This window comes from Pantoea dispersa (assembly GCF_035783935.1).
GTDB lineage: Bacteria > Pseudomonadota > Gammaproteobacteria > Enterobacterales > Enterobacteriaceae > Pantoea > Pantoea dispersa_C.
The window spans coordinates 416,325-440,292 of sequence record NZ_JALKOV010000002.1 but is presented as its reverse complement, the minus strand read 5'-3'; the positions used below and the strand labels follow the sequence as shown (position 1 = coordinate 440,292).

The 23,968-nt window shown below is 56.3% G+C and carries 27 protein-coding genes and 1 pseudogene; 10 read left to right on the top strand and 18 right to left on the bottom strand.

From position 1 onward, the window contains the following. Nucleotides 1-88 precede the first annotated feature (88 nt). A complete protein-coding gene (locus tag MXF20_RS07000; protein WP_325968502.1) occupies nt 89-769 on the top strand; it encodes an O-methyltransferase in 681 nt (226 codons plus the stop codon). Between the two features lie 58 nt (nt 770-827). Beyond that, complete coding sequence (locus MXF20_RS06995; protein ID WP_325968412.1) at nt 828-1,061, top strand: hypothetical protein; 234 nt, start codon at nt 828-830, stop codon at nt 1,059-1,061. A gap of 41 nt (nt 1,062-1,102) precedes the next feature. Here MXF20_RS06995 and zigA read toward each other — a convergent pair whose 3' ends face one another. The 3 genes from zigA to MXF20_RS06980 all read right to left on the bottom strand — a co-directional run bounded on the left by zigA (nt 1,103) and on the right by MXF20_RS06980 (nt 4,487). Further along, on the bottom strand, nt 1,103-2,320 hold the full coding sequence (gene zigA, locus MXF20_RS06990; protein ID WP_325968410.1) for a zinc metallochaperone GTPase ZigA: 1,218 nt from the start codon (nt 2,318-2,320) through the stop codon (nt 1,103-1,105). Nucleotides 2,321-2,479: 159 nt separating this feature from the next. Beyond that, a complete protein-coding gene (locus tag MXF20_RS06985; RefSeq protein WP_325968409.1) occupies nt 2,480-3,586 on the bottom strand; it encodes an ABC transporter substrate-binding protein in 1,107 nt (368 codons plus the stop codon). A 148-nt stretch (nt 3,587-3,734) separates the two neighbouring features. Continuing rightward, complete coding sequence (locus tag MXF20_RS06980; protein ID WP_325968408.1) at nt 3,735-4,487, bottom strand: IclR family transcriptional regulator; 753 nt, start codon at nt 4,485-4,487, stop codon at nt 3,735-3,737. A 379-nt stretch (nt 4,488-4,866) separates the two neighbouring features. Between MXF20_RS06980 and MXF20_RS06975 the strand changes: the two genes are divergently transcribed. The 6 genes from MXF20_RS06975 to MXF20_RS06950 all read left to right on the top strand — a co-directional run bounded on the left by MXF20_RS06975 (nt 4,867) and on the right by MXF20_RS06950 (nt 9,738). Next, entirely contained in the window at nt 4,867-5,259 is a 393-nt protein-coding gene (locus MXF20_RS06975) for a RidA family protein (RefSeq protein WP_325968407.1), read from the top strand. Between the two features lie 193 nt (nt 5,260-5,452). Beyond that, a complete protein-coding gene (locus tag MXF20_RS06970) occupies nt 5,453-6,289 on the top strand; it encodes a transporter substrate-binding domain-containing protein (protein WP_325968406.1) in 837 nt (278 codons plus the stop codon). Between the two features lie 53 nt (nt 6,290-6,342). Continuing rightward, entirely contained in the window at nt 6,343-7,080 is a 738-nt protein-coding gene (locus MXF20_RS06965) for an amino acid ABC transporter permease (RefSeq protein ID WP_325968405.1), read from the top strand. Then, entirely contained in the window at nt 7,077-7,721 is a 645-nt protein-coding gene (locus MXF20_RS06960; protein ID WP_325968404.1) for an amino acid ABC transporter permease, read from the top strand. Before MXF20_RS06965 ends, MXF20_RS06960 begins: the two co-directional genes overlap by 4 nt. Further along, a complete protein-coding gene (locus MXF20_RS06955) occupies nt 7,718-8,455 on the top strand; it encodes an amino acid ABC transporter ATP-binding protein (protein ID WP_325968403.1) in 738 nt (245 codons plus the stop codon). Before MXF20_RS06960 ends, MXF20_RS06955 begins: the two co-directional genes overlap by 4 nt. An 11-nt stretch (nt 8,456-8,466) precedes the next feature. Further along, the gene (locus MXF20_RS06950) at nt 8,467-9,738 is read left to right on the top strand and encodes an alanine racemase (RefSeq protein ID WP_325968402.1); all 1,272 of its coding nucleotides are present in this window, start codon (nt 8,467-8,469) and stop codon (nt 9,736-9,738) included. Nucleotides 9,739-9,863: 125 nt separating this feature from the next. Here MXF20_RS06950 and MXF20_RS06945 read toward each other — a convergent pair whose 3' ends face one another. From MXF20_RS06945 to MXF20_RS06935, 3 genes are all read right to left on the bottom strand, one after another. Further along, nucleotides 9,864-10,565: an aspartate/glutamate racemase family protein gene (locus tag MXF20_RS06945; protein ID WP_325968401.1), complete on the bottom strand. Its 702-nt coding sequence runs from the start codon at nt 10,563-10,565 to the stop codon at nt 9,864-9,866. 150 nt (nt 10,566-10,715) lie between these two features. Continuing rightward, the gene (locus MXF20_RS06940; protein ID WP_325968501.1) at nt 10,716-10,937 is read right to left on the bottom strand and encodes a YdgH/BhsA/McbA-like domain containing protein; all 222 of its coding nucleotides are present in this window, start codon (nt 10,935-10,937) and stop codon (nt 10,716-10,718) included. Nucleotides 10,938-11,055: 118 nt separating this feature from the next. After that, nucleotides 11,056-13,098, bottom strand: coding sequence for an FUSC family protein (locus tag MXF20_RS06935; RefSeq protein ID WP_325968399.1), 2,043 nt, complete (start codon nt 13,096-13,098; stop codon nt 11,056-11,058). Between the two features lie 242 nt (nt 13,099-13,340). Here MXF20_RS06935 and MXF20_RS06930 point away from each other — a divergent pair, with 242 nt between their 5' ends. Next, nucleotides 13,341-14,288: a sulfonate ABC transporter substrate-binding protein gene (locus MXF20_RS06930; protein ID WP_325968398.1), complete on the top strand. Its 948-nt coding sequence runs from the start codon at nt 13,341-13,343 to the stop codon at nt 14,286-14,288. Nucleotides 14,289-14,336: 48 nt separating this feature from the next. On the opposite strand, the gene MXF20_RS06925 is transcribed toward MXF20_RS06930, so the two are convergent. From MXF20_RS06925 to MXF20_RS06880, 10 genes and pseudogenes are all read right to left on the bottom strand, one after another. Then, a complete protein-coding gene (locus MXF20_RS06925) occupies nt 14,337-15,047 on the bottom strand; it encodes a helix-turn-helix transcriptional regulator (protein ID WP_325968397.1) in 711 nt (236 codons plus the stop codon). Next, nucleotides 15,044-15,436, bottom strand: coding sequence for an amino acid-binding protein (locus MXF20_RS06920; protein ID WP_325968396.1), 393 nt, complete (start codon nt 15,434-15,436; stop codon nt 15,044-15,046). Before MXF20_RS06920 ends, MXF20_RS06925 begins: the two co-directional genes overlap by 4 nt. Continuing rightward, on the bottom strand, nt 15,429-15,752 hold the full coding sequence (locus tag MXF20_RS06915) for an antibiotic biosynthesis monooxygenase family protein (protein ID WP_211725330.1): 324 nt from the start codon (nt 15,750-15,752) through the stop codon (nt 15,429-15,431). The genes MXF20_RS06920 and MXF20_RS06915 overlap by 8 nt, the downstream gene beginning before the upstream one ends. A gap of 482 nt (nt 15,753-16,234) precedes the next feature. Next, nucleotides 16,235-16,510, bottom strand: a pseudogene (locus MXF20_RS06910) (hypothetical protein); the annotation flags it as partial. A 109-nt stretch (nt 16,511-16,619) separates the two neighbouring features. Then, nucleotides 16,620-16,895 (bottom strand): hypothetical protein, encoded by a 276-nt coding sequence (locus tag MXF20_RS06905; protein ID WP_325968395.1) that lies wholly within the window; start codon nt 16,893-16,895, stop codon nt 16,620-16,622. A 136-nt stretch (nt 16,896-17,031) separates the two neighbouring features. Next, nucleotides 17,032-17,418 carry a VOC family protein gene (locus tag MXF20_RS06900; RefSeq protein ID WP_325968394.1) on the bottom strand — a complete coding sequence of 129 codons (387 nt, stop codon included), beginning with the start codon at nt 17,416-17,418 and terminating at the stop codon, nt 17,032-17,034. Nucleotides 17,419-17,585: 167 nt separating this feature from the next. Further along, a complete protein-coding gene (locus MXF20_RS06895) occupies nt 17,586-18,833 on the bottom strand; it encodes an MFS transporter (RefSeq protein ID WP_325968393.1) in 1,248 nt (415 codons plus the stop codon). A gap of 11 nt (nt 18,834-18,844) precedes the next feature. Beyond that, on the bottom strand, nt 18,845-19,606 hold the full coding sequence (locus tag MXF20_RS06890; protein ID WP_325968392.1) for an ABC transporter ATP-binding protein: 762 nt from the start codon (nt 19,604-19,606) through the stop codon (nt 18,845-18,847). Further along, a complete protein-coding gene (locus tag MXF20_RS06885) occupies nt 19,606-20,589 on the bottom strand; it encodes a FecCD family ABC transporter permease (RefSeq protein WP_418936843.1) in 984 nt (327 codons plus the stop codon). The genes MXF20_RS06890 and MXF20_RS06885 overlap by 1 nt, the downstream gene beginning before the upstream one ends. 53 nt (nt 20,590-20,642) lie before the next feature. Next, nucleotides 20,643-21,641: an ABC transporter substrate-binding protein gene (locus MXF20_RS06880; protein ID WP_325968389.1), complete on the bottom strand. Its 999-nt coding sequence runs from the start codon at nt 21,639-21,641 to the stop codon at nt 20,643-20,645. A 50-nt stretch (nt 21,642-21,691) separates the two neighbouring features. Between MXF20_RS06880 and MXF20_RS06875 the strand changes: the two genes are divergently transcribed. After that, nucleotides 21,692-21,916 (top strand): hypothetical protein, encoded by a 225-nt coding sequence (locus MXF20_RS06875; RefSeq protein ID WP_325968388.1) that lies wholly within the window; start codon nt 21,692-21,694, stop codon nt 21,914-21,916. 15 nt (nt 21,917-21,931) lie between these two features. On the opposite strand, the gene MXF20_RS06870 is transcribed toward MXF20_RS06875, so the two are convergent. Together MXF20_RS06870 and MXF20_RS06865 are read right to left on the bottom strand one after the other, a co-directional pair. Continuing rightward, nucleotides 21,932-23,134 carry an MFS transporter gene (locus tag MXF20_RS06870; protein ID WP_325968387.1) on the bottom strand — a complete coding sequence of 401 codons (1,203 nt, stop codon included), beginning with the start codon at nt 23,132-23,134 and terminating at the stop codon, nt 21,932-21,934. Between the two features lie 43 nt (nt 23,135-23,177). Beyond that, the gene (locus tag MXF20_RS06865) at nt 23,178-23,939 is read right to left on the bottom strand and encodes an SDR family oxidoreductase (RefSeq protein WP_325968386.1); all 762 of its coding nucleotides are present in this window, start codon (nt 23,937-23,939) and stop codon (nt 23,178-23,180) included. Between the last annotated feature and the right edge of the window lie 29 nt (nt 23,940-23,968).

Genomic DNA, 23,968 nt, shown 5'->3' with positions numbered 1-23,968 from the left:
GCTCCTGAACGCGAATAGTGAAATGCGACTAATTCATCGTATTCTGATCTCACCATAAAATCCAAGATCTCTTGCAGGGCAAACCATGATGACAACACTGACTTCCGCGCCGCTGGCACCGCTACTCAACTACCTGTTTGAGCTGGCCGATAACATGGCGCATCCCACCAATGAAGCGTTTCGCGCGATGTCCGATGAGGAGCAAACGCGTCTGCTGCAGAGCAAAACCGATTATCGCGAACTGTATGGTCACTTAAAAAATGTGCCGCTGGCGGTCTCGCGGGAAACCGGCAAACTGCTGTATATGCTGGCGCGCAGTAGCCGGGCGCAGCATATCGTTGAGTTCGGCACCTCATTTGGTCTTTCCACGCTGCACCTGGCAGCCGCGGTGCGCGATAACGGCGGCGGCCAGATCATTACCAGCGAGTTTGAAACGGGCAAAGTCGCACTGGCGCGCAATCACTTCGCCGATGCTGGCGTCAGCGATCTGATTGAAATTCGCGTGGGTGACGCGCTGGACACCCTGCGCCAGGATCTGCCGTCCGGCATTGATATGCTGGTGCTGGATGGCGCGAAGGCGATCTATCCGGAGATTTTGCAGCTGGTGCAGCCGTATTTGCGTCCGGGTGCGCTGATTGTGGCGGACGATGCCGATTTCAGCCCGGAATATCTGGAAAAGGTACAGGGTAGCCGCGGCTATATGTCGCTGCCGTTTAATGATGGCGTCGAAGTCTCCATGTGGCTGGGATCGCAGCATCAAGTCGCTTAACAGCGCCACGTTTATGTTATATCGTTACAATCCCGTCTTGCTGATTGAGGTTGCTGCGATGAAGGTTACCGTTCCACTGTTAGTGATTGCTTTTGCTTCGGCGAAAGCAGGGGCATTTCAGGCGAAAATCGATCCGTTAAAGCTGGCGCTGAAACCGGCTAACGCGCTCGCCAGCACCGATCAGGCGCAGCCGCTGGCGATTGCCGAAGCGCATGCGCGCCTGGCAGCGGCGGTAAGCGGCTGCCAGTGCCCGTTCTGCACCCAGATGCGGCTGGTGAATACGCAGTTGTGATGACGGGTTCGTCGCCGCACAGCCTGCTGCGCGGCGACGCATCAGTCAAACCACGGCTGGAACGGATCCGGCAACTGCGCCCAGCCGTCTGGTCCCAGCGCCATCTCCTCATCGGTCAGTAATGCCTGGTGCAGCTGCTGACGCAGCACGGTTTCATCCATATCGATACCGATGATCACTATCTCCTGCCGCGCATCGCCGGTGCCTTCATGCCAGTTTTCGCGGATGTAATGTAGCGTGTCTGCGTCCTGCGGCCAGCGATCTTCAGGCACGCTGGCCCACCACATCCCGGCCAGCCCCTGCCGCGTGACGCCGCCGGCCTGCGACCAGGAACCGGCATGGCGCGGACGGGTTGCCAGCCAGAAATAGCCTTTTGAACGCACCACGCCCTGCATGTGCTGCGTAATGACCTGATAAAACCGTTGCGGATGAAAAGGACGCCGCGCGCGGAAAACAAAGTTGCGAATGCCGTACTCTTCGGTTTCCGGCGTGTGCTCGCCGCGCAGTTCCTGCAGCCAGCCGGGAGCCTGTGCCGCCGCATCGAAGTCAAACAGTCCGGTATTCAGCACCTGATCGAGCGCTACCTGCCCGAAGTGCGCGCGAACAATACGCGCACGGGGATTGAGCGAGTGCAGAATCGCGGTCAGGCGCGCCTGCTCCTGCTCATCAATCAGGTCAATTTTGTTGAGGATCAGCACATCGCAGAATTCAATCTGGTCGATCAGCAAATCGACTACGGTGCGCTCATCTTCTTCGCCCAGCGATTCGCCGCGTGAGCGCACACTGTCATCCGAGTCGTAATCACGCAGGAAATTGTAGCCGTCGACCACCGTCACCATGGTATCCAGCGCTGCCACCGCAGACAGGCTCTGGCCCTCTTCATCGGCGAAGGTAAAGGTTTCGGCCACCGGCAGCGGCTCAGAAATGCCGGTAGATTCAATCACCAGATGATCAAAACGTCCCTCTTTCGCCAGCCGGTTGACTTCCAGCAGCAGATCTTCGCGCAGCGTACAGCAAATGCAGCCGTTGCTCATTTCCACAAGCTTCTCGTCAGTACGCGACAACGCCGCGCCGCCGTCGCGCACCAGTGCCGCATCGATATTCACTTCCGACATATCGTTGACGATCACCGCCACGCGCCGCCCTTCCCGGTTATTGAGTATATGATTGAGCAAGGTAGTTTTTCCGGCACCGAGAAAGCCAGAAAGCACGGTAACCGGTAGCCGCCTGAAGCCGCCCTCTGAAGACAAAGCTGACATAATCACTCCTGAATAATGACATCACGTGCACCTGAACAGGCACTGTATTTTGATATGTTATAACATAACAATATGCGCTGTCATGATCGCCGGACACTTTTCGTGGGGTTTTTGACTTTCAGGGAAAGCGAACAGCGGGCTGGATGCCCGCTGTGTGTGTTACTGGTTGTCCGGATAGCTCAGTTCGATAGCATCGTCCGGCAGTCGGGTGAAGGTTTTTACGAGGGTGTGAAAATCTGCCACCGGCTTGAGATCGGCAAACTGCTGCGGATAGAGATCCTTCGCAAGGATTTCCATGCCGATAATGTTGTACGGGTGATTATAGAAGTGATGATAGACGCCATACACGCGCCCCTGTTTCACCGGCGCGATTTGCGCCAGGCCGGTGCGCTGCAATAAGGTCTGGAACGTGGCGCGCACTTCCTGCGGCTGCACGCCGTAACCAAACGGCAGCACGTTGCTGTTTGGCCGCTTTGAACCGGTCATGATGTAAACATCCGGCTTCATGGCGATGATTTTTTCCAGCGCGACGAAGCCCGCATTGCCTGGCAGCAGCGCCGAGCCGATGTTTTTACCGCCGACCGCTTCTACCAGTCCACCCCAGCCATTATGGCTATGAGTGAAGCAGCAGTTGTCGCTGTTACCGGCAATGGGTTCGATAAATACGGTGGGTTTGTTTTTGACCTTCGCGACAGCCTGCGTGATACGCGCGAAGCGCTGCTGATAAAAATCGGTGTAGGCTTTGGCTTCGCTTTCGCGGTTCAGCACTTTGCCCAGCAGCGTGACGCTCGGGGCGGTGTTTTGTGCCGGATGCAGTTCGTAATCGACGAACAGCACCGGGATATGCAGGTTATTCAGCGTGCTCAGCACGCCGGATTGTTCCAGCGCCGGTTTGGCGCGCAGTTGCGCAATCATCAGATCCGGTTTCTGCGCCAGCACGCTTTCCAGATTAACCTGGCCCTGATCGCTGAAGCCCATATCAACAATTTTTGTTGCTTCAGGCCAGCGGCGCTTCAGCATATCCCATGTTTGCGTATCCTGCTTTTTCGGCAGGTTGTTCCACGCCACGACGCGTTTAAACGGATTGTCGCGATCGAGCAGCGCCAGCGTTAACACATCGCGGCCATCCTGTAGGATGATGTGCTGCGGTTCTTTGCTGATGGTTTGCGTGTGACCATCCATGTCGGTGACGGTAAGCGGATAGTCAGTCGCGCAGGCTGCGGTTGAGACCAGAATCCCCATTGCCAGTAACAGGCGCGTTTTCATGCCAAAACTCCGTGGTAAAAGAAATAGTTATTATTATCAATTACCTTAACACAACCTGATTAGCGGCAAAATAAACGCCATCGCCGGGGTTGTAAGCGAATAATACGGCGGCGAATGAACGCCCGCCTGCCGCATTCTGCGCGCTGGCTCAGGTGAAATCTGACAGCTTCTGCCCTGAGGTGATCAGCTCCTGCAGCAGCATCTGCCGGCGCTCCTGTGGCGTATCGCGACTGACCATAAAACAGATCGCCGCAACCGCCTGGCCGCTGCGCGAGCGAATCGGCGCGGCCATGCAGCAGGTGAAGCTTTCAGATAAACCTTCGGTCATGCAGTAGCCCAGCTGGCCGGCGCGGTGAATCTCATCGAGAAAAGTTTGCTTATCAAGAATTTGTCCACTAGCCAGACGATAATCCTCTTCCGGAATCAGATCGAGAATGGCGCTGTCCGACCAGTTACTCAGCAGCAAACGACCGGTCGCCGTCCAGGTAATCGGCACGCGCACGCCGATGTCCGAGGTGATTTTGAACGGATGGGCGTTGCTCTCCGACAGCACCACGGTGTATTTGTTACCTTCCAGCATACACAGCTGCACGGTTTCACCGTGACGCGCCACGATCTCAACCATAAGCTGATGTGCACGACGGATCAGATCGTTGTGGGCCATATAGTCTGCACCGTAGTAGTGCATTTCACGGCCAAAAAACACGGCGCCTTCAGCATCAAGCTCAACCAGACCGGCTTCGCTCAGCAAACTCACCAGCTCATAAATACTGGAGCGTGGCGCGCCGGTCGCTTCGATTAAGTCACGCATCGCCATCGGCTGACGCGCAATATGCAGCTGGCGAAAAATATCAATGACCCGGTCAACACCGCGCGCCCGGGACGGTTTTTCATCCGGCATACGCATACTCCCCTGTCGTTATGGTGCAAATCACCTGCTTTAAAAAAGAGTTGCATGATACACCCGACAACAGCAATTACCCATCCCCGGAATAATAAAAATATTCTCTGTGATTTTATTTAGCATGCGCTATTTTCGGGCCCCATTGTGGCGCAATGAAAGAAAGTAACGCGCGGTTAAATTCGATAGCGATCACAGTTTCATTCAAAATGCTCAAGCATCGAATTTTATTTTGCGATCGCACCAGCAGGGCAAAAAATTAATTGCCGATTGCCATATTGCAAAAATTCAGCGGCTGTGCAAATCTCGTCCTATCCGGTATTGCAGATAGCAGTCTGGTATATCAGACAAACTTCAGGATGGACAGGAGCAGAAAGACATGACGATTAAACGTTATGGCATTGAGGGCGGTACCGGTACCGGCGGGCAACGATTGCCGTTCGCCCGCGCCGTTGAGGCCGATGGCTGGTTGTATATCTCAGGCCAGACGCCGATGCGCGACGGAGAAGTGGTGGAAGGCGGCATTATCGAACAGACGCAGCTGGCGTTTGAAAACTGCCTCACCATCATGCGTGAAGCGGGCTATCGCGTGGAGGATGTGGTTCACGTCACCGCGGTATTGACCGACGCGCGTTATTTCAGTTCTTTCAATAAAGTATTCAGTGAGATATTCAGTGATAATCCGCCGGCGCGTATTTGTAGCGTGCAGGATTTAGTGGTTGATTGCAAAGTCGAAGTGGACATGAAATGTTTCCGCGCCGACCGTAAATAAATAATACCGTTCAACCAGGCTGCAGCATTCATTTTCTTCGCCAACACCAGGGCAGCCTGATATTTATTAACGCTTTAGCTTTTTCAATAAAATAACCCGAAATACGCGGTACTGGCGTTGCGCTGGCGATCGCCTGTTAAGCGGGTAATGCGGAATAACGCCGTCTCGTCAAACATTTAAAGAGAGCATAACAATGAATGCAACATCGCTGAAATTAAGTGCCAAAACCGTGGCCGGTGCGCTGGTCTTGCTGGCGTTAGCAGGCTGTACGCCAACCGAAGAGAAAAAAGAGGCCGGCGCGGCGCCTCAGTCGGCACTGCAAACCGTATTGCAGCGCGGCACGCTGCGCGTCGGTGACTGCCTGAGCTTTGCACCGTTCGGTTTTTATGACAAAGACGGCAACCCGGATGGATACGATGTCGACCTGGCGAAAGCGCTGGCCAAAGAGATGGGCGTGAAACTGGAAATGGTCAACACCACCAGCGCCAACCGCATCCCTAATCTGCAAACCAACAAAGTCGATGTGGTGTTCTGTAACTTCACCCGCAATCTGGAACGCGCCAAAGAGATCGGCTTCACCAACCCTTACGTGGTCGCCAGCGAGGCGATGCTGGTGCGCAAAAACAGCGGCATTCAGTCTGCGCATGATATGGCCGGCAAAACCATCGCCACGGTGAAAGGTTCGACCAACGGTGACGAAGTGCGCAATCTCGGCATCGACGTGAAAATTCAGGAGTACGACTCATCTCAGGCGGCGATTCTGGCCGTCAAACAGGGCCAGGCCGATGCGATGATCGAGGATAACAACTTCCTTGCCTATCAGGCGAAGCTCGATCCGTCACTGACTGTCACCAACGAGGCGCTGGTGCCGCTGGAGTACAACGCCTTTGGGGTGAAACAGGGCGACCAGGTGTGGACCAACTACCTCAACGAGTTCCTGTTTGAAATCAACGCTTCCGGCGAGAACGCCCAGCTGTACGCAAAATGGTTCGGCAGCAAACCGCGCTATCCGCTGAACCCGCAATACTGATTGTCCGCCCACGGCGCAGTCGCACAGGCTGCGCCGCCTGAAGGAGTCATACCATGAGTTATCAATGGCTAACCCTGTGGCGCTACGCCGACACCTTTCTGGAGGCCGCCTGGCTCACGCTGCAGGTCACCCTGCTGGCGTTCGCGCTGGCGGTGGCGCTCGGTCTGCTGGCCGCACTGGCGAAATCTTCACCGCTGGCGCCGCTGCGCTGGATCAGCCACTGCTATGTTGAGTTCATCCGCAATACGCCGGTGCTGCTGCAGATCTTTATCATCTTTTTTGGCCTGCCGTCGCTCGGTATCACTATGAGCGCCTTTACCGCCGGGGTGCTGGCGCTGGGGATTAACGTCGGTGCCTATTTGTCAGAAACCTTCCGCGCCGGCATTCAGTCGGTGGCGAATGGCCAGCTGGAAGCTGCCTATATTCTGGGTATTCCGCGCCACCAGATTTTCCTCAGCGTGGTGCTGCCGCAGGCCGCCCGTGCCGTCTGGCCAGCCATTATCAATAACCTGATTCAATTGCTGCTTGGCACCTCGCTGCTCTCCGCGATCGCACTGCCGGAGCTGACCGGCACCGCCACGGTGATCAACGCGCGCACCCTGCTTTATATCCAGACCTTCAGCGTCGTTGCCCTGGTGTATCTGGTGCTGAGCAACCTGTTTTCATGGCTTGGTACCGTGGCAGGACGCCGGATGTTCCATCCGCCGCTGGTGACGCCGGTAAAAAAGTCCGGCTGGTGGTGGGCAAAAAAATGGCTGATTAAGCCAGTGAAACGGGAGAATGCGCTATGAGCGAACTTATTATCAGCTCGCTGCCGATCCTGCTGAAAGGATTGGTGATCACGTTACTGCTGTCCATCGCCGCTATCGTCGGCAGCACGCTGCTCGGTTTACTGGCCGCGGTGCTCCGCACCAGCCGCCTGCCGATCGCCAGAGAGATTGCCGTGCTGTATACCGAACTGTTTCGCGGTACGCCGGTGCTGATCACCCTGATGTTCATCTATTTTGGCGTCGCCTACTTCGGCTATGAAATCAACCTGTTCGCCGCCGGGATCCTCGGCTTGAGTATTTATCAGGGCGCTTACATCGCGGAAGTGTTCCGTGCTGGTATTGAAGCGGTGCCGAAAGGACAGTGGGAAGTGTCGTGGATCCTCGGCCTGTCAAAGCGCCAGACGTTCCTCAGCGTGGTGCTGCCGCAGACGCGCGGTATCGTGCTGCCGCCGCTGGTGGGCCAGTATCTTTCGCTAATCAAGGATACCTCGATAGTCAGCATGATCGGCATGTCGGAGCTGATGCACCAGGGGCAGGCGATTGTCGATCGCATCGGCCAGCCGGTGGTGGTTTACGGCCTGGTCGCCCTGCTCTACTTCGCTGTCTGCTTTCCGCTTTCCCGTTGGGTTCAACATCATCAAACCAGGAGCCAGTTATCATGAGCAAATCCGCCATTACGCTGAGCCGTATTACCAAATCCTTTGGCGCAACTCAGGTACTGAAAGAGATCAGCCTGGACGTGTCGCCGGGCGAAGTGCTGGTGCTGATTGGCGCCTCCGGCTCGGGAAAAAGTACCGTGCTGCGCATTATGAGTGGTCTGGAAACCGCCGACGGCGGTGAAATCTGGGTCAATGAAGTACCGCTGCACGACCGTAAACGCAGCAGCGAAATTTGCGGCCACGTCGGCATGGTGTTTCAGCAGTTCAACCTGTTCCCACACAAAACCGCCCTCGGCAACGTGACGCTGGCGCTGATTAAGGCGCAGAAACTGTCTGAAGCGGAAGCGAACAAACGCGGCATGGCAGCGCTGACGCGCGTTGGCCTGGCGGAGCGTGCACATCACTATCCGTCTCAGCTCTCCGGCGGGCAGCAACAGCGAGTGGCAATTGCCCGCGCGCTGGCGGTCGAGCCCAAAATCATGTTCTTCGATGAAGCCACCTCCGCGCTCGATCCCGAGCTGGTTGGTGAAGTGATGGAAGTGATGCGCAGTCTGGCACGGGAAGGCATGACCATGGTGGTGGTGACGCATGAGATGGGCTTTGCGCGTAAAACCGCCGATCGCGTGGTGTTTATGGACCAGGGCGTGATCGCCGAACAGGGTTCGCCGGAGCAGATTTTTGTCAATCCGCAGAATCCGCGCACTCAGCAGTTTTTGTCGCGCGTGCTTGAACACTAACAGGAGGCAGGATGTCGATTCACTTTCCTTTGCAGGCCGACGGCACGCTGGATGCGCTGCAGCCTGCGCCGCGTTTTAAATCGGTGGCCGGAACGGGCAATCAGCCGCTGGCTAACGGTACGCCGGTATTTAACAGCCCGGAAGTTTTTTCGCCGCTGATGCTGATGAAACAATCCGCGCTGGAAAATAACCTGCGGCAGCTGGCAGCGTTCTGCCGGGAAAATGGCGTGATGCTGGCCGCGCACGGCAAAACCTCAATGTCGCCGGCGATTCTGCGCCGTGCCGTCAGCGAAGGCGGCGCCTGGGGCCTGAGCGCGGCGACGCCAGCCCAGGTGCGCGCGCTGCGCCAGTTTGGCATCCGCAACGTGTTTCTTGCCAATGAGCTGGTGGATCCCGCCGGAATTCGCTGGATTGGCCAGTGGCAGCAGCAGCATCCCGATCACGGCTTTCTCTGCTATGTGGATTCGCTGCAGGGCGTAAAACTGCTCGAACAACATCTTGGCGGCGCGCAGATTGCCGTGCTGCTGGAGATGTCGGTCAGCGGCGGCCGCACCGGCTGTCGCTCGCCACAGGCCGCGCTGGAAATCGCCCAGGCAATCCATGACAGCCGCTCGCTGCAGCTGGTCGGCGTGGCCGGTTATGAAGGCGCACTCGGTGCCGGACGCGATGCCGCAGGCGTGCAACGCGTGAAGGATTATTGCGAGATGATGATCGCGACCGCCGCGCTGCTGGCTGAACACCAGCTGTTTGCCAGCGGGGAAATTATTCTCAGCGCCGGCGGTGGCGCGTGGTTTGATGTGGTCTCGGCCTGCTTCACGTCGGCGCAGCTGCCGTTGCCGGTCACGCCGCTGATTCGATCCGGCGCGTACATGGCACACGACAGCGGTTTGTATGCGCGCATCGCGCCCTTTGCGCAGCCGGGCGCGACGCACCATTTCAGCGCCGCGCTGGAGATCTGGGGCCGCGTGTTATCGCGTCCCGAGCCAGGGCTGGCCTTTGTGGATTTTGGCCGGCGCGATGTGCCTTTCGACCAGGATCTGCCTAATCCATTATGGATTCGCCAGGCGGACGGCAGCGCACCGCGCGCGGCCACGCATTTGCGCATTACCGACGTTAACGATCAACACGCTTATCTGCAGTTGCCGGCGGACGATCCGCTGCAACCGGGCGACTGGATTGGCTGCGGCATTTCCCATCCCTGTACCGCATTTGATAAGTGGCGCTATTTACCGTTGGTGGATGATGACTATCGCGTCACCGATTCACTGGAAACCGCATTCTGACGCTTTTTCAGCCACAAAAAAGGCTGCCAATACTGGCAGCCAGTTCTGGCACATCCCTGTACGACCATGCGGGCCGGCGTTGTGCCTTCAATGAACAGATAATAACACAACTTATAATTAGCAGGCTAGTTATTTGTGGTCAGCGCCAGCTTCACCGCGTCCTGCGCATGAATGAATGTGGTATCGAACAGCGGCACCGCCGCATCCTCCGCTTTAACCAGCAGCGTAATTTCGGTACAGCCAAGAATGATGGCTTCAGCCCCTTGCGCCACCAGCTGAGCGATGATGTCACGGTACTGCGTGCGTGATTCTTCACGGATCACGCCAAGACACAGCTCCTGATAAATAATGTCGTGCACCGTTTTACGTCCGGCGGCGTCCGGTACCAGCACTTCAATGTCATATTGCTGCTCAAGGCGGCCTTTATAGAATTCCTGCTCCATGGTGAACGCGGTGGCCAGCAGGCCGACACGTTTCACGCCGGCCTGACGAATGCGTTGTGCCGTGGCGTCGGCGATGTGCAGCAGCGGAATGCGGGTGGCCGCGGTGATGTGATCGGCGACTTTGTGCATGGTGTTGGTGCACAGCACAATAAAATCCGCCCCGCCCTTCTCCAGGCTGCGACCGGCTTCGGCCAGGATTTCACCGGCCTGTTGCCATTCACCGGCGACCTGCAATTTCTCAATCTGCTGAAAATCGACGCTATACATCAGGCTGCGCGCCGAATGCAATCCGCCCAGCTGTTGTTTTACCTGTTCATTGATGATGCGGTAATAGAGCGCGGTGGATTCCCAGCTCATGCCGCCAATCAGGCCAATCATTTTCATCAGTTACCGTTCCCCACGGAAATTAGCTCGTCTGGCACTGTACGGTATTCAATGAAGGCATGAAAGCATCGCGGCGCTGAACCGCATCGCAGGCACAAAAAAGCCCGGGATAACCCGGGCTAAGCACGTTAACGGAGAAAGGGATTGTTATTATTTGTACAGCTCAGCAGTCATTTCCACGCCGTTGTCTGCGCGGGCGCTGGTGATCTTATAGCTGTCTGCGCCACTCGCTTTCGCCTGAGCGGCAACCTGGGCTTCAGCGCTGTCCAGGGTGCTGCCGTGAACGGAGATGCTTTCCGCAGCGAAGCTACCGAAAGAGATCATAGAAAGAGCGGCTACAGCAGCGATGGTCAGAGTTTTTACGTTTTTCATGGTCATATTCTTTCAATGTTTGGGTCAGAGCCGTGTGCTCTGCATGGGAGTTATAGTAACCATTGTTATTATTACCGACCTAACAAAAAGTGCGATCTTAATCACACTATGTGCGGTTTTACGCTGCCCGCGGCTGTGGCCAGCGCGCGCCAGGAAAGAGCGACAGCCGGATATTGAACAGATGAAACAGCGGCGCAAACAGGGCATTTTCCTGCTGCGCCGCCGCCTCCAGCCGCAGCAGCAACACATCAAGCTCATGCAGCAGCGCCGGCGACGGCGGGCTGTCCAGCGTTTTCAGCCGCTGCCTGAGAAACTGGCTCAGCTGGTGAAACATGGCCGCGCTTTCTATGTGATTCGCCAGCAGCAGCTGCCGATGACGGGTGTAGTAGTCATAGCAGTTGGCCCCAAGCCAGGCCTCGGCAATCAGGTTGCCGCCTGCGACCAGATCTGGGGCCGGATCGGCGCGTTTGCGCGGCAAAATCACGTTTACCCTGTCCAGCGTGCGTGCGACAAATTGCTGCCGCGCGGTCAGCGTGGCGGTGTTCATGCGCAGCGCGGTAATAAACTGCAGCAGATCGCGAATCCCCTTGCGCAGCGCTCGCCTGGCCGTCCACGCCGGGCGTTTGTTGCGAATCAGCAGCGTCAGCACCAGCGCAACGGCAATCCCCACCAGCGTGGAGATCATGGCATTCACTATAAGCTGCAGATCGGGTTTGAAATGGTGGCTCATGCCGATCAAACCGGGGATCTGCGTGGCGACAATCAAACCAATCAGGTTAGTCGCCGGATTGGCGATCACCAGCCCTAACGCAAACAATCCCGGCGCGAGGCAAATCACCAGCGCTTCAAACGTTACCGCCTGCGGGATCAGCAGCGTGACGTATATCAGGCTGATCGCCATGGAGATCAGCACGCCTTTCAGAAACAGCTTCATCGGCGCGATCGGGCTGTCCAGCCCGGCGAAGAATGAACACAGCACCGCCGCCATCATCGGCGCGGTCGAACCATCACGCCAGCCGCTGCCGATCCAGAACAGGCAGCTGGCAAAAGTGGCGATAAAGGCGGTGCAGCACGACAGCAGCAGCAGGCCTTTATCGACATGCTTGTGCGCGCGTGACGCTTTGCCCGGTTTCACCGCTGGCGTCCAGTCACTGACGCGCTCGCTGACGCTGTGGTAAGCATCGGCGATGCGGACAAAATTGAGTAACCGTTCCAGCAGGCCGATGAGCAAAATGCTCTCTTCACTATTAAGCCGCCCTGCGCGCCAGGCCTGCTGCAGTTGCTCCTGAGCGCCGGTGAGGCAATCGCGCACCGGCTGCTGCGCGTCGCCGTTCAGCCACTGTAAAAACTGCTGAAAGGCCGTCGCGACATAGTCGGGAAAGCGGATCTGCTGCTGCGCCAGCAGATTCAGACGCGATTCAATGGCGGTAAGCGTCGGGATCAGGTAAGACAGATGCTGATACTGCACGCTGACCAGCCGCACCAGCCGCCGCGCGGCATCCCCTTCATAGACGCAGTGGGTAATCAGCGTTTCGACGTTGAGCGGATAGTTGGCCATCTGCACCAGAATATCCTCACGCTCCAGCGATTTAGCCGCTGGCATTGCCGTCACCAGCTCGCTACACAATTTCCGCGCGTTCTGATACCACAGCCCGACGCTCTGTTCGAGCAGATGGCGCATCGAAACCGGAAAGATCAGCCGATGCACCAGGCTACTGCAGACAATCGCCACGGTGATTTCTTCAATGCGGGAAATCACCGTATAGGTAATGGCGTCGGGCGACGTCACATCGGGAAAACCCATAATGGCGGCGCTGTAGCCGGCCAGCATAAACACGTAACTCTTTGGCGTGCGGTCGTGCAGCGACAGATACAGGCAGACGGCAACCCACAGGGAAATACACAGGCTGAACAACATCGGCGACTGAACCGTGGCCGGATAGATCAACAGGGTAAACAGCCCGCCCAGCACGGTGCCAAAGAAGCGAAACACCGATTTGGACACCGTCGACGCAGAATAAAGCTGCGAGGCAACATACACAGTGGTCAGTGACCATGCCGGCTTATCGAGATTAAGTTCCAGCGCAAGGTAAAAAGACAGAAAAGCGGCCAGACAAGTTTTGGCAGAGAACAGCGCGGCGCTTCGGGAAAACCACTTCATAGAACGGGAGCAACCTATAGCAGGCAACGTAAGCGTTTATCCTGACAGAAGGCCGCTGCGTTGACATTTTGATTTGTTATACAAATTATTACCGTGCTAATTATCCGGGTCTCTATGCAACTTGCCCATTACAGTGAATGCAGGTGCCAGCTGGTATTATAGTTATAAGGGAGATAAAAAAGTTATTTATTGGTTATATAACAACTTTGCCAGGATGGAGGAAAAACCACGAGAGACGTCCCATGAAAGCACAACGTTTTGCCCTGAGCGCTCTGGCTCTCAGCTTCGGCCTGCTCGCCACGCACGCCTTCGCCGCCAGCCCGGAAACCGTTACCATCGGCTACCAGAAAGCCAACATTTTTGCGCTGCTGAAGTATCGTGGCACGCTGGATGAAACCTTCAAAAAAGAGGGCATCGCGGTGCGCTGGGTGGAATTCCCCGCCGGCCCGCAGATGCTGGAGGGGCTGAACGTTGGCAGTATCGACCTCGCCGCCACCGGTGACGCACCACCCGCCTTTGCGCAGGCGGCCAAAGCCGACCTGATTTATCTCGGACATTCACCCGCTAACCCTAAAACCGAAGCCATCGTGGTGCCGAAAGACTCACCCATCAAAAGCGTGGCCGATCTCAAAGGCAAACGCGTTGGCCTGAACAAGGGGTCAGACGTCAATTATCTGCTGGTGAAAGCGCTGGAAGATGCCGGGCTGAATTATAAAGATGTCACGCCGGTTTATCTGCCGCCGGCCGATGCGCGTGCCGCCTTCCAGAAGGGCGCGATCGATGCCTGGGTGATCTGGGATCCTTACCTGGCCGAGGTCGAAGCCAACGCTGGCGCGCGTGAAGTGCGCAATGCAGAAGGCCTGGTGCCGCATTACACCTTCTATCTCGCCAGCCGTCCGTTTGCCGAAAACCACCCGCAAACGGCTCAACAGGTGGTCGACGAGTTGAGCAAACTGAGTGACTGGGCCAATCAGCATCAGGATGAAGCCGCGGCGATTCTGGCGAAATCCACCGGCCTCGATAAATCTATCTGGCAGACCACGCTGCAACGCCTGCCTTATGGCGCGTCACGCATGTCACCGCAGGTGTTTGCGGAACAGCAGGCGCTGGCGGACACCTTCACCCGCGTCGGCCTGCTGCCGGTGAAAGTTGATGTGCGCAGCGCGACCTGGTCGCTGGATAAAAAATAAGCTTTTTGTTAAATCTGAAAGGTCGGGCGTTTGGCGCCTGACGTTAATTCAACTAATTTTCAGTTTAAACAGCCGGTACATTGCAACCCGGCCTGAATCGGTTACGTTGACTTCACGGTAGCCCTGTATACGCCTGACCCATTCTTTTTGAAGGAAAAGCGTAAACAGGGCTGAACCCGCCTCCCCGCCGAGGTGGAAACGCCTTTCACTCCAGTCCAGACAGGGGCAACAGGGTTTGCGCCGTGTGCGGGAATTCAGCATAACGCCCATGTTGTCAAAATGGATTTTGCCAGCTGATGTCAGTTTCGAGCCCTCTGCTTCCAGCCATTTTTCCCGGAGCATAAAGTCATAAATATTGACAGCAAGCTCGCCGGCCAGATGGTCATAGCAGGTGCGGGCATAACGCAGATGAACCGGCGTACTGGAAACGGGGGCCTTAGTTGTCCACATGGAAACCCCCATCAGGTTTTCCAGCAATCCGGCGATATGATGACCGGCCAGACTGTAATAGCGATGACGCCCCTGCATCAGGCAAATGACCAGACCGCTGCTGAGGAGTCGGTTCAGATGCCCGCTGGCTGTCGAAGCGGCTATGCCAGCCACTACGCTAAGTTCGGTCGCTGTCCATGCGCGCCCATCCATCAGAGCGCACAGAATACTCACCCTTGACGGGTCCGCCAGCGCAGACGCCACCATTGCCATCGATGTTTCAGGCACATTATCCGGCTCACTTGCGCGCGTTGTGTTAAGGAGGTTCATTCAGAAGGTATTGCCCATTTTCGGGTTACTTCGCCTGCCCTGACATCATCATCCGTGATAAGAATGAGCCGGTTACTGTGGTCGCTGTACTGTACCAGAATATTGATGCCGTTCCGGGCAAGAGTATCAGCTATTTCGCCCAGCTCGCCGGGACGTTCCTGCGCTAATTTTCTGACCAGAGGACGACATACGTTGCAGACGTCAAAACCGGCTTCAGTTAATACCGTGCGCGCTTTAAAGCCGTCTTCAACGAGGAAGTGTGCATGCCCGCCTTCAGGCGTTGTAAACACGCCACCCCCTTCGAGACCCACACCGTTTTTCCCCAATACACTTCCCAGAAAACCCAGTGAGCCCGGGCTATTTTTGAGAATAACGTGAATGTCATGCATGCTGATTGGTTCCCTTATCAGAAGAGTAATCACGGAACACGCTGGCTACCCGTATTCTGTAGAATGAAAAAATCGACTGCCTGCCTTCTTGCTGCGCGGCCTGATGCATTACATTGCGTTTCCACCCGGCGACAGAATCCTCATCTTCCCACCAGGACAAAGAGAGGATCTTGCCGGGCGTGGTCAGGCTCTGGAAGCGCTCAATGGAAATAAATCCAGGCGTGTCGGATAAAAGAGGTTTCAGCTCAGAAGCGAGCTGAAGATATCGCTCCTGAGCTGCTGGCAGGGCTTCTGCCTCAAAAAGTACTGCAATCATGTTCCGCTCCGTCGTTTATTTTCGGGCAGCTTAATGAAGACGAAACCATGTTGCTTCGGTCAGTACCGAAGTGTGTTTGTTAGCGAAGCCATCGGCATGAATAAGCGATAAACAGCAAGCTCAGGAGTTAAAAGGCGGGAATGGGGATCCACTGGCAATGACCGCTTCTGCTACAAAGCGGACCCGGATACAATTCGATGTCTGGTGTAAGCGAAAAACAGACATGACAAACAGTTTAAAACTTACACCCTGATGGCTTTATAAAAATGGCATCAATACTAAAATTTACGCTTATCCTGGAATGGAGTTAAACCTGTGAACATAAATATAAGAACAGCCAGGGCAGCTGATGTCGATGCCATTTTTTATGTCAGAACCTCAGTTACCGAGAATCACTTAAGTCGTGAGGAAATGCGGCGAATCGGGGTTACCGAAAACGTAGTCGCTGATTTGATAGAGAAGAGTCACTGTGCATGGTTTCTTAGCGAAGCCGGCGACAGACTGTAACCTTCACCGCTGAATCGCCTGTCCGGACTCGCTGTGCTGGCACCAATTTTCATACCATATTAAATAGCGGAAGCATCTTTCCAGGGGTACGGATAGACACAGGCACCATTATTAACAGCCATACTGACACAGGTTGAGAACGACATAACGTCAACAATGACAGCGCAGTCGACTTCACCGGCAAGATGCTCTATCGCAGGCCGGCCCCACTCAAGACGAACCGCAAATTTTCCCTGACTAAACCATTGCACGAGGCATTCTCCGTTACAGACTGCCAGTGAGATAAATTTAAGAGGAGAGTGCAATCACGAATTACCCTCTTTCATACTATGTTTTGGCATCAGGCGGACTGAATCCATGTTAAGGCTTTTTTTGACGTAATAGGAAAAATGCGACTGCCGTCAAAATGCCTATCAGGGGCATCGTGCAGGCACCTGCTAAAAAGTTATGCTGATCTATTCGATTATCTCTACGAATTTCAGAAAGACGAGTGAGCGCACTTCTTTTTGAAATAGCACTAACTTCTTCAAATTGTTTTTCATAACCCTGATTAATTAATAGGAGAGCCTGCTTTTCTTCCGAACGGTCCAATGCAACCATCTTTTTATTTTTTTCATAGAAGCGGTACTCAGGCATGTGACTATCCTTATAGTGAAAGTTATTGAGGTGATGTAGCCCTCAGGCTTAGTTATCTCTACGAAACCCCTTTTCTCTATGCGGGTCAATACTAAGTTTTATTCGCAACGCCCGCTTCAGCCACAAAGCAGTCCCTCTAGCCCCACGCCCTGTTTTGCATCACCACTCTGTACCCGTCAGGATCAACGAAGGTTTTCCCATTCACATCCCAGTAAGGATTAAAAGAATTCGTCCGTTTAAAACCCGCTTCGATCATGCTTTCGCATGCCAGCTGCCACGCATTTTCATCCGGATAGTAGAGGACGAGGAGATCGTCTTCGGTTGGCGCGGGTTGAACGGGATGTCCCGGGCAGCAGGTGAATTCGAGGTGCCAGTCGAGGCCTTCTCGCCCCAGCATCACGCCATTGAAACCGTCGTGATCGTGGAATTCGGCAATTTTTTGCAGCCCCAGCCCCTGACTAAACATCAGAACCGATCGTTCAAGCTGGGTGACGGGTCTGGCAATGCGCATGTGCGTAAACATCTGGCTTCCCTCCTGAAAACGCTTTTTCCGCGTGTTGTTAACACCATGGAGTTTACACGTGTTCGGGCGGGTCATTTGTCGATGAGAGCCTGTGAAACCTACCTGCCGCATCATAGACGTCTGGCTAAGTACCGCGTCGGGTTAACCGGAGCAGCGGCATCCGTTAATCAGGTTCTCCCAATCGGCGCGCTGCGCAGCGGGCGACAAATTATGACCATAGCAACGGCGCTGCACAGGGGAAACAGCGCCAGCAGCAGCCAGGGATAAATAGCCTGCGTTGAAGGGACAAGCGCGTTGTCCAGCAGCGGTCCAAACATTAAATTTCCGGCAAGCACCGCGACGCCGCCAGCGGTAGCCAGGGCACCGTAGTGCGCACCCAGCGTCGCGGGGTCAGCAAACCGGGGAATCACATCTTTGGCCGACGGCACCAGCAGCATCTGGCCGAATGTCAGAAACGTCACCAGACACACCGCAGGAATTAACCGCAGCCAGCCGTCAGGCGGCGTTGTCGACGCGAACAGGGCCACGCTGGCAAATGCGGCGGAGAGCAGCAAAAAACCTACCGGTAAAACTTTTACCGTCCCGACGCGTCGTGCAAAGCGCGCCAGCGGCAGCTGAAAGGCGATGATCAACACCGAGGCCAGCATAAAAAGCGGGCCGAGATCTTTCTCGCTGCCGCCTGCTCGCAGGATCTCCACAGGCAGCGCCAGATACAGCTGGTTGTAGCTCAAAAGCCACGAGCTGTAAGCCACGATAAACGCGACAAAACGCGGCTGGCGGAAGGTCATCCACCAGGGGGGCATTTTGAGCGCCTGTTTGCTGTTAACTGTAGCGGGGAGAAAAAAGTACAGCACAACCAGCGCGATGACAAAGACCGCAGCCCCTGCCAGCGCCACCTGGCGGAAACCGAATCCGGTCAGCAGTGCGCCAGCCACCGGGCCCAGTACGGCACCGAGTTCGCCGCACACCGCAAACAGCGCAAACCACTCCGCGCGGCCGCGCTTGCCTTTGGCCTCGCTTTGCGTCCCGGCTTTGGCCAGCAGCGCTTCAATCGACGGGGAAAACAGTGCGCCGCCGATGCCTGTGAGACACGCCCCCAGAATGATGGGCCACAGCGATTGCCCCAACGCCAGTAACAGATAACCCGCAATCCGGACCAGGCAGCCACACAGGATAATCATCTTTGCGCCGTATCGATCAGAGAGCGCACCGCCCAGCAGAAACATCCCCTGCTGGGAGAACGTGCGTAAGCCCAGAATCAGTCCGATAACGCCGCCGGAGAGCAACATATCATCGCGTAAGAATAGCGCCAGAAAGGGAACGACCGCGTAAAAGCCAATGTTGAAAACAAACTGGCTGCCCAGTAAAACGTCCGGGCGCAGGGTAGAGACAGGACGCAGCAAGAACGGAAGCATGCTACCTGACCCTAAATAATGAAATGTATGTGCTTTTTGCCATGGAAGCGGGAGATCTCAATTTTGGTTTTCACCCGGAATACCTCCCAAAGCAGCGCCTCGGTCAGGATATCCTGCGGCGTGCCGGTTGCGATGATTTGACCTTTCTGCATCACGATCAGCGAATCACAGAACATCGATGCGTGGTTGAGATCGTGAATGGCGACAATGCTGGTGACCGGTAACTCGCTGATCAGCTGCATTAATTGCATCTGGTGATGAATATCCAGATGGTTGGTCGGTTCATCCAGCAGAATTTCGCTCGGCGTTTGCGCCAGTGCGCGGGCAATGTGCACACGCTGACGTTCGCCGCCGGAGAGACTCAGCCATCCCTGCTCACTTTTCTCCAGCATGTCCACGCGCTGCAGAGCGGCCGTCACGGTCTCGTCATCGTGCGCGCTCCAGTTGGAGAATGGCGAATGATGCGGAATGCGCCCCAGTTTCACCACATCGCGCACACGCATGTTGGCGTCGGTCATGCCGTGCTGCTCAACGAACGCCACCCGACGACCAAGCAGTTTGCGAGGAATGCGGGCGATATTTTGTCCGTCCAGCGTCACATTACCGGCATCAGGACGGCGCAGACCCGCAAGGATGCGCAGGAGTGAGGATTTGCCGCAGCCATTAGGGCCAATCAGCCCGACAGTTTCACCACGGGAAATGTGCAGTGATACGTCATTGACGATGACCTTTTTTCCGACTTTCCAGGTAATGTTGTCAGCGGAGATGCTCATTATTTATTCCCTGAACGCCAGATAATCACCGCAAAGAACGGCACGCCAACCAGCGCGGTCACGACGCCCACCGGCAGGCTTTGCGGCGCAATCAGCAGGCGCGACGCGATATCAGCCAGCACCATCAGAATGGCACCGGCCAGTGCGCTGGCAATCAGCAAGGTGCGATGCAGCGGACCAAAAAAGAAGCGCATGACATGCGGCACCACCAGACCAATAAAACCGATTGAGCCGGCCATGCTGACGATGGTGGCGGTGATGAGCGCGGTGGTGATGAAGAGTGCAAGACGCACCTGAGGCACCGCAATGCCCAGCGAAGCAGCCGCATCATCACCAAAGGTGAACGCATCCAGCGCCCGGGAATAGTAAAGACAAACGGCCAGCCCGATGGTCACCACCACCAGCACCAGCTGGAATTCCGGCCAGCGCACGCCACTGAAGCTGCCCAGCAACCAGAACATCACATCGCGCGCCTGCTGCGCACTAGCCGAGGTGCTGATGGTGTAAGCGGTGATGGCATTAAACAGCTGGGAAGCTGCAACGCCGGCCAGGATGGTGCGTTCATTACCGCCGCGTGCCCCTTTCGTCAGAAAAGCGACAAAGGCAAACGCGGTGAAGGCGCCGGCAAAAGCTCCCGCCGACAGCGAAACGGCGCCGCTGCCGATGCCCATAACCACCACAGAAACCGCCCCGGTGGAGGCTCCGGCAGACACACCGAGCACGTAAGGCTCGGCCAGCGCATTCTTCAGCAGGCTTTGTAAAACAGCACCGCAAATCGCTAGTCCGGCGCCACAGCATGCCGCCACCAGCGCGCGGCTCAGGCGAAAGTCCCAAATCACACTCTCGTAGATGCGGGTCAGGGGAACATGCGTCAGCCCGATTTTATTGCTGATGGCATAAAATACGCTTTCCAGCGGGATCGACAGCTCACCCACGCTGACGCCCGTCGCGATCACCAGCAATAACAACGCGATGGCAGCCATCAGCGAGGCGGTCAGGAACAGCCCCTGACGCGCCTGAACAACGGCGATGGTCATCAGTTCAGTTCCAGTTTTCTCAGCTGCTCACCCACCTGTTCGGCCCCGTAGATCGTGCGGATGGTCGGGTTCATCGCCTGGCCGTCCATCACCACGATGTGGCCTTTTTTCACCGCATCCAGCTGGCTGACAGCGGGGTCGCTTTTCAGGAATTTGATTTTCTCTTCGGCCTTATCCAGCGCCCAGCGATTGCGATCGAGACTGGAGACCACGATCACGTCCGGATTGGCAGCGATGATGCTTTCCCAGCTGACCGTCGGCCATTCGGTCTCTGACGTGATGGCATTGTGCCCGCCCAGTACGTTAGCGATAAATCCGGATGGACTGTTTTTACCGCCCACATAGGCATCTGCAGACGGTGACGAGCTTGAGAACCAGAACACAAAAGAGAGATTTTTTTTGCTGCTACCGAACTCCTGCCGCAGTGCCGCTTCACGCTTTTTGAAATCCGCAATCACCGCCTGACCACGATCTTCCACGTTGAAAATTTTGGCGAAGTCCTGAATCTCCTGATACAGGTAGGTCATATCCCACAGCTGCTGGCGGCTGCCATACATATCACCCGCGGCTTTTTTAGTGGCGCACATCCCGGGCGACACGTAACTGTTCACGCCAAGGGTGATTAAATCTTCGCGTTTCGCTACCTTGCTTTCAGGTCCCAGCAGCAGCGGCGTCTGGGCAGGAACGAAGTCCGGATTTTGCGCCAGCACGGATTCAAGGGTGGGGATTTCTACCGTGAGTGTTTTGATTTTTGCGTTCTGTTCAGCCAGCTGCGGCAACACTTTGGTCGGCCAGAACGCGCTGGCGATCACCTTATCCTGCAGACCGAGCAGCAGCAAAATTTCAGCGGTATTTTGCCCCAGCGCCACCACGCGCTCAGGCGGCTTGGTGAAGGTCTCTTTATAACCGCAGTTTTCAATCGTGAGAGGATAGGTGGTGGCCAGCGCAGAGCTAACCGATGCAAACACCAAACATAACGTGCAGATGACCTTTTTCATTAACCCCTATCCCCATTGATATTATTGTCTGAACCCGGCGTGGATGTTTAATGCAAATGAAACTCATTAACGAAGCGGGCTTTTATACAATGGGCAATTTAAGGTGTCAACGGGAGATTGTTTCTCAGCGTTATCATCGTCCTGAAGGAGCAAAAGTGAAACAACAGGCGATGGGCAAAGGATGCCTCAGACCGGCGGGCACCCTTCCCTTTCAGGATAAAACATTCGATGCGCACAGCATGGCAAGCCTGTATTCGTTTTGCGGTACCGGGTGAGCAGCGCCCAACGGTTCAGGCCTGACGCTGACCGCACTCCGCCATGTTCACCGGCTTGCTGCGCTTTTCTGACAGCTGCAGACTTATCACTGCCAGCAGAATAAACGCCACCGATAGCCCAATCAGCCCGTAAAATCCGGCCAGCGGATATATCCATGAGGCGACCGCAGAGCCAAAGCCGATACCGCCAAACATAAAGGCACTGGTCAGCGCCAGCGCAATACCGCGATGGCGGACTGATGCCAGTTCGACGATTCGGCGCTGCTGGCTGGGCCACAGCAGGTCGGTGGCAAACGCCCAGACCACCAGTGCCGCCAGCAGCACGCCCAGCGCTTTCGGCAGCAGGGCGATCAGCACCGTATCGACGATAAGCAGCGTCATGCCGGTCAGCAGCAGCTTCTCAGCGGTAAAGCGTGATGCCGCACGGGTGACCCAGAGATTTCCCAGCACCCCGGCAACGCCCAGCACGGCCAGCGCCGCAGAGACCGCATGCGTGCCGCCAGCGTAGCTGTCGCGGATGAGCGGCGCGATAAAAGCGTAAAAGCTGTAAACGCCGGAGGTAATGAAAAACACCACCAGGAAGGCCGTCAGATATTTCCCGTCAGCCAGCACGCCGGCCATCTCACGCAGGCGGATGCGCGTCCCGGCATTGTCATCCGGCACCGTCAGCATAATGTTCAGTCCGCTCAGCAGGCTTAGCACGCCCACCAGCGCAAACAGCGCTTTCGCGCCCCACAGGCTGGCTACCCAGGCAGCGAGGGGAATGCCGGCCAGGCTGGCCATCGATACCCCGAGCAGCACCATGCCGATGGCCCGGCCGCGCTGCTGTTCCTGAACCAGCTCAGAGCCCAGCGCCACCAGCACCGGACCGATGAATCCGGCGCCGGCGCCCATCAGGATGCGCGAGGCGAGCAGTGCGCTGTAGCCCGGCGACAGCACAAACGCGAAGGCGCCCAGGCCAAACAGGGCGATGCCGGTGAGTACCAGCTGGCGACGGCGCAGGTGACCAAACAGCACCTGCACCAGCGGAGCCGCCAGCGCGAAGGTCAGTCCGAAAATACTCAGTAAGCGCGCACTCTGCGCATCAGTCAGCTGCCAGGCAGCGGATATGGCGGGCAGACTGCCAGCCACAGACAGCGCACCGGTAGCCTGGACGAAGTAGGCAATGCTCAGCGCACGCAGCGCGCGGCGCTGAGTCGGGGTGATGACGGCGTTCATTATTCATCTCCGCATAAAATCAGGGGCCGAGCCCCTGAGATAGTTACTGAACAGGGATCGGGTTTTCCGCCACCGACTGGTTGAACTGATTCACCAGCGTATGCTCGTTCGCCCCCGGGTTATCGCGCACCGGCAGCACGCGGTCGACGATGGCTTCAATCGTGTTCGTGCCGAGCTTTTCAAACGTCTCGCTGATGAACGCATCCAGCGGCATGGCGCGCGGGTCGCCGCTTTTGTAAATCAGATCGGTATCTACCCACGGCGGTGAAATTTCGATGACCTGCACGCCGGTATCACGCAGCAGGAAGCGCTGCGACAGGGTATAGGAGTGAATGGCGGCCTTGGTGGCCGAGTAAAGCGCGTTGGTCGCCAGCGGCAGGAAAGCCAGCACCGAGCTGTTGTTGATCAGCACCGCGTCCGGCTGCTGCTTAAGGTGTTCGATAAACGCCGCGCTGACACGTACCGGTCCCAGAATGTTGGTGTTGAGCAGCGTCACCGCCTGTGCGTCATCCAGTTCGCCCGCCGCGTTGTCAAACGGCATGATACCGGCGTTGTTGATGACCACGTTCAGGGTCGGATAGCGCTCCAGCACGCGCTGTGCCGCGGCCTGAATGCTGTCGGCACGCGTCACGTCCAGTACCACATAGTCCATGCCCGGACTGGCAGCAGTGACTTCCTGCAGCAGCGCTTCGCGACGACCGGAGATAATTACCTGGTTGCCCAGCTGATGAAATTTTTCTGCCATGGCGCGGCCGATACCAGAAGTGCCGCCTGTGATGAAAATGGTGTTATTGGTCAGTTTCATGGTGTTACTCCATTAAGGAACAATTATTT